This is a genomic window from Micromonospora foliorum (assembly GCF_022229015.1).
Taxonomy (GTDB): domain Bacteria; phylum Actinomycetota; class Actinomycetes; order Mycobacteriales; family Micromonosporaceae; genus Micromonospora; species Micromonospora foliorum.
In genome coordinates, this window is record NZ_JAKKFF010000312.1 from 1 (window position 1) to 4660 (window position 4660).

The window sequence follows — 4660 nt, forward strand, 5'->3', positions numbered from 1 at the left end:
GCCGCTGCGCGTGCTGCACGCCTGGACACCGGGCCCGGGCGGGGCGGCCGGGGTGCCCGACGAGCGGGCCGCCGTGGAGCAGTCGCTAAAGCCGTGGCGGCGCACATTCCCCGGGCTGGCCGTGACCGTCGACCTGGTGTCGACCAGCCCGGCCGCGATGCTGATCGAGGCGAGTCGGGACGCGCGGCTGGTCGTGGTCGGCAGTCGGGGCCGGGGCGGGCTCGCCGGCATGCTGCTGGGCTCGGTCAGCCAACAGGTCATCCAACACGCCAACTGCCCCGTCGCGGTGGTCCGGGAACGCTGACCACGACGCGCCGCTTCGGCGACGGCGGCGGCGGCGTCAGGCGGCGAGCACGGCGGCCTCCAGGGTCGGGTCCAGCCCGATCGAACTGCGCTGCGGTCGCCCGGCGCGTGGCGGAACCGCACCCACCTCCCGGAGCCAGCGCCAGGTGTCCCCGACGGTCTCGGCCACCGGCCGGCAGGTCAACCCGGCGGCGAGGGCCCGGGTCACGTCCTGTTCCAACAACCCCCGGTACGGGTGGCCGCGCGGCAGCCAGATCGGCAGGTCGCTCCACGGCTGCACGCCGGCGGCGAGGATCGACGCCGGATCGGTCCAGCGCAGCCGGGCGTCGGCGCCGGTGGCGGCCACGCACGCGTCGAGCAGCTCGCCCATCGTGGTCTGCGCCGGACGACCGATCGCGTTGAACGTGCCGCCCAACCGCCGGGCGCCCGCAGTCAGCATCCACCCCGCCAGGTCGCGGACGTCGACGTACTGCACCGGCAGGTCGGCCGGGCCGGGAGCGAGCACGTCCCCGCCCCGCTCGATGCGCCGTAGCCACCAGGGCAGCCGGCCGATGTCCTCGCCCGGACCCAGGATCAGGCCGGCCCGGGCGACCAGCGCGCGCTGACCGAACACCTCCCGCACGGCACCCTCGGCACCCGCCTTGAGCTGCGGGTAGTCGCCGTCGACGGAGCCCGGGTCGGCGTCCGCCACCGGGGAGTCCTCATGCAACCCCGCCGCGGCGTGGTCGGTGTAGACCGACCCGCTGGACACGTACACGTAGTGGCCGACCGCGTCGACCAGGGCGCGGGCGGCGTCGCCGGCGGCCCGCGGCGCACCGTCCCAGGTGTCCACCGCGACGTCCCACTCGCCGCCGGCCAGCGCCGCCAGGCCGTCCGGCGCGGTGCGGTCACCCCGCAACCGGTGTACGCCGGGCGGCACCACGCCGTGCAGCCCCCGGTTGAACACGGTCACCGACCAGCCGCGGCGCACCGCCTCGGTGACCGTGGCCCCGCCCACGAAGCCCGTACCGCCCAGCACCAACAGTCTCATGTGCTGCACCCTGCCGGCCCGGACCGGCGGAGGACACCCCTGTTCACCCGCAGCGGATCTGCCCGTGGCAGAACCCCGGGGGCCGGTGGTGGGGAGATGCCGGTCGGCTCGTTCACCAGCGGACCCTCGCCCAGCATGCAGGAAAGCCGCCCAGGGCATGGTCAACGGAGCCGCCGGTTGCGAAACTGCTTCAACCTGCGTCAGCACGGGCAATCGAGGCGCACGACCCGGACGGAGTAGGGAATGCCCAGCAGACCGCTGTCCCTGCCGCAGCCATCCGCGCGGGCACCCGAGTTCGGCCGGGACGCGCTCATCGTCTGCGAGAACCTGGTGCGGATCTACCAGACCGGTTCGATCGAGGTGCAGGCACTGCAGGGACTGGACCTGGCCGTAGAGAGCGGTGAGCTGGTCGCCGTCGTCGGTGCCTCCGGGTCGGGCAAGTCGACGCTGCTCTCCATCCTGGCCGGCATCGACGCCCCCACCGCCGGGCGGGTCCGGGTCGACCGGTGGAATCTGCTGGCGATGTCCCGCGCGGACCGGGTCGACTACCGGCGGCACACCGTCGGGTTCGTCCGGCAGCAGACCGCGAGCAACCTGATCCCCTACCTGACCGCACGGGAGATGGTGGACCTGCCGATGACCGCGGCCCGGACCGCGAAGGAGGAGCGCCGGGAGCGCGCGGCCGAGCTGCTGGACAGCCTCGGTGTCGCCGACTGCGCCGACCGGCGCCCCGGGCAACTCTCCGGCGGGCAGCAGATGCGGGTCGCGATCGCGGTGGCGCTGGCCAACCAGCCGCGGGTCCTGCTCGCCGACGAACCGACCGGCGAGCTGGACGCCGCCACGTCCGCGGAGGTCTTCGGCGTGCTGCGGGACGTCAACCGGCGGTACGGCGTCACCGTCGTCGTGGTGACCCACGACCCGGAGGTCAGCGGCCAGGTCGAACGGACCGTCGCGATCCGGGATGGGCGCACCAGCAGCGAGGTGCTGCGCCGCACCACCACCGACGCGGAGGGCGACACGCACATGATCGCCGAGGAGTACGCCGTGATGGACCGGGCCGGGCGGGTCCAGGTGCCCCGCGAGTTCCGCCAGGCGCTGGCGCTGACCCGACGGGTCCGGCTGGCCCTGGAACCCGACCACATCACGATCCGCCCCGACTCGGGAAGCGGCGAATGAGCAGCGAGCCCCTGCTCAGCTTGCGCGGCGTACACCGGCGCTTCCGCAGCGGGCCGACCGTCGTACACGCCCTGCGCGGCGTGTCGTTCGACGTGGCCGCCGGTTCGATGGTGGCGCTCGTCGGCCGGTCCGGCTCGGGCAAGACCACCCTGCTCAACGTCATCGGCGGCCTGGACCGCCCGGACGCCGGCACCGTGCACGTCGACGGCACCGACGTCACCGCGCTCGACGAGGACGGCCTGTCCCGACTGCGGCGCGAGAAGGTGTCGTACGTCTTCCAGAGCTTCGGGTTGATCCCGGTGCTGTCGGCCGCGGAAAACGTCGCGGCCCCGCTGCGGATGGCCCGCGTCGCCCCGACCGAGCGCGAGCGGCGGGTCGAGTTGCTGCTGGAGCTGATCGGCCTGGCCGACCACGCCCGGCAGCGGCCGGCCGAGCTGTCCGGCGGCCAGCAGCAGCGGGTGGCGATCGCCCGCGCGCTGGCCGCCTCGCCGCAGCTTCTGCTCGCCGACGAGCCCACCGGGCAACTGGACGCCGAGACCGGCCTGTCGGTGATGGCCCTGCTGCGCGGGATAGTGGAGTCCGAAGGCGTCACCGTACTGGTGTCGACGCACGACGCGGTGATGATGGCCCTGGCCGACCGGGTGATCCGCATCCACGACGGGCACCTCGACGAACAGGCGGCCGGGCAGCCGTACGCGCCCGCGCCGGACGCCGGGTGACGCGACGATGAGGCTGGTCAGCCGGCGCGCCCGCGCGCAGTGGCCGTTGCTGGCAGCCCTCCTCGGGGTCGTCACGATCGGCGCGACCCTGCTGGGTACCTGCACCCTGCTGGTCACCCGCACCGCCGAACGGGCGCTGGAGGTCGCCATGGCCCGCGCCGCCCCCGCCGCCGTCGACGTGACCGTCTACACCGGCGCCGTCGAGGGCCGGAACACGTCGTCCGTCGCCGCCGACACCCGCACCGTGGTGGCCTCCACGCTCGCACCGTTTCCGGTGACGACGACCGCGCGGGCGTCGACAGTGCTGCGGGCGCTGCCGCCCGGGCTCGCCAAGGGCACCACCGTCCCGGCCCAGGCGTACCTGTCGGGGCTGGACGACCTGCCGGCCCGGAGCGAGCTGGTCACCGGGCGCTGGCCACAGGACCCCGGCGACGCGGTGCTGCTGGAGTCCACCGCACAACTGCTCGGCCTCACCCCCGGTCGCCGGGTGCACCTCGGCGCCGAACTGGCCCACGCGCCCGTCCCGGCCGTCGACGTGACCGTCGTCGGCGTCGTACGCCCGCTGCCGGGGCGCGGCTGGGACCGCGACCCGCTGGCCGCGGCCGGCTCCGCCACCGGCTACCGGGACGGCCGCTTCCTGCAGCCGGTCAACGCCTACGGCCCGTTCCTCGTCGACCTCGCCGACCTGGTCACCACCGGTGCCACCGTCGACCGGCTGGAGGTCACCGCCCATCCGGACCTGTCCCACCCCAACCGCCACGACCTGGAGACCGTGGCCGGGGCGGTCCGCGGTGCCGACCGCCGGCTGGAGGGCACCCTCGGCGACCGCGTCCAACTCGCACGTGTCTCCTCCGAACTGCCGCTGACCCTGCGGGCCGCCGACGACCAACGGCACGTCACCGCCGCCGTCGTACTCGCCATCGCCGTTCTCGGCGGTGTCCTGGCCGCGACGGCACTCGTCCTCGCCGGCCGGCTGACCACGGGCATCCGTGCCGACGAGACCGCCCTGCGATCCGCCCTGGGCGTCAGCCGTCGCCAACTCGCCGCCACCGCGACACTCGAAGCCGGACTCGTCGCCGCCGTCGCCGCCGCGCTCGCGATACCGGCCTCGTCGGCCCTGCACGCCGGCTTGACCCACCTGCCGCCACTGGACGGCGCCGGCCTGACCGTCCGGCCGGCCATCGTCGGCGCCCAGGTCCTCGCGGTCGCCGGCGGCGCGCTGGTGCTCGCCGCCGTCCTCACCGTCCTGGCGATCCGGCCCGTCCCGGCAGCCGGCGACCAGCGCACCCGCCGTGAACTGCTGGCCCGATCCGGCGCGGACCTGATGCTCGCGGCGTTCGCCGCCGCCGGATGGTGGCAGCTGTACGCACACCCAACCCCCCCCAGCCCCCCCCCCCACCCGGTCCGGCTGCCCGCGCCGCCCCCCCTGCGC

General features: G+C 75.0%; 4 protein-coding genes and 1 pseudogene. 4 read left to right on the plus strand and 1 reads right to left on the minus strand.

Annotated features, from left to right (window positions below; translation table 11 throughout):
* A partial coding sequence (locus PSH25_RS22150) for a universal stress protein (protein ID WP_238660898.1) occupies window positions 1-304 on the plus strand: 304 nt, incomplete at its 5' end.
* Window positions 305-340: 36 nt separating this feature from the next.
* On the opposite strand, the gene PSH25_RS22155 is transcribed toward PSH25_RS22150, so the two are convergent.
* Window positions 341-1333, minus strand: a complete 993-nt coding sequence (locus tag PSH25_RS22155) for an NAD-dependent epimerase/dehydratase family protein (protein WP_238660899.1) — start codon at window positions 1331-1333, stop codon at window positions 341-343.
* Window positions 1334-1576: 243 nt separating this feature from the next.
* Between PSH25_RS22155 and PSH25_RS22160 the strand changes: the two genes are divergently transcribed.
* The 3 genes and pseudogenes from PSH25_RS22160 to PSH25_RS22170 all read left to right on the plus strand — a co-directional run.
* Window positions 1577-2509, plus strand: coding sequence for an ABC transporter ATP-binding protein (locus PSH25_RS22160; RefSeq protein WP_238660900.1), 933 nt, complete (start codon window positions 1577-1579; stop codon window positions 2507-2509).
* Window positions 2506-3228: an ABC transporter ATP-binding protein gene (locus PSH25_RS22165; protein WP_238660901.1), complete on the plus strand. Its 723-nt coding sequence runs from the start codon at window positions 2506-2508 to the stop codon at window positions 3226-3228. Before PSH25_RS22160 ends, PSH25_RS22165 begins: the two co-directional genes overlap by 4 nt.
* A gap of 7 nt (window positions 3229-3235) precedes the next feature.
* Window positions 3236-4660, plus strand: a pseudogene (locus tag PSH25_RS22170) (permease); the annotation flags it as partial.

Coding starts and splice junctions, on each gene's coding strand:
- PSH25_RS22155 (WP_238660899.1), bottom strand. CDS start 1,333: ATGAGACTGTTGGTGCTGGGCGGTACGGGCTTCGTGGGCGGGGCCACG.
- PSH25_RS22160 (WP_238660900.1), top strand. CDS start 1,577: ATGCCCAGCAGACCGCTGTCCCTGCCGCAGCCATCCGCGCGGGCACCC.
- PSH25_RS22165 (WP_238660901.1), top strand. CDS start 2,506: ATGAGCAGCGAGCCCCTGCTCAGCTTGCGCGGCGTACACCGGCGCTTC.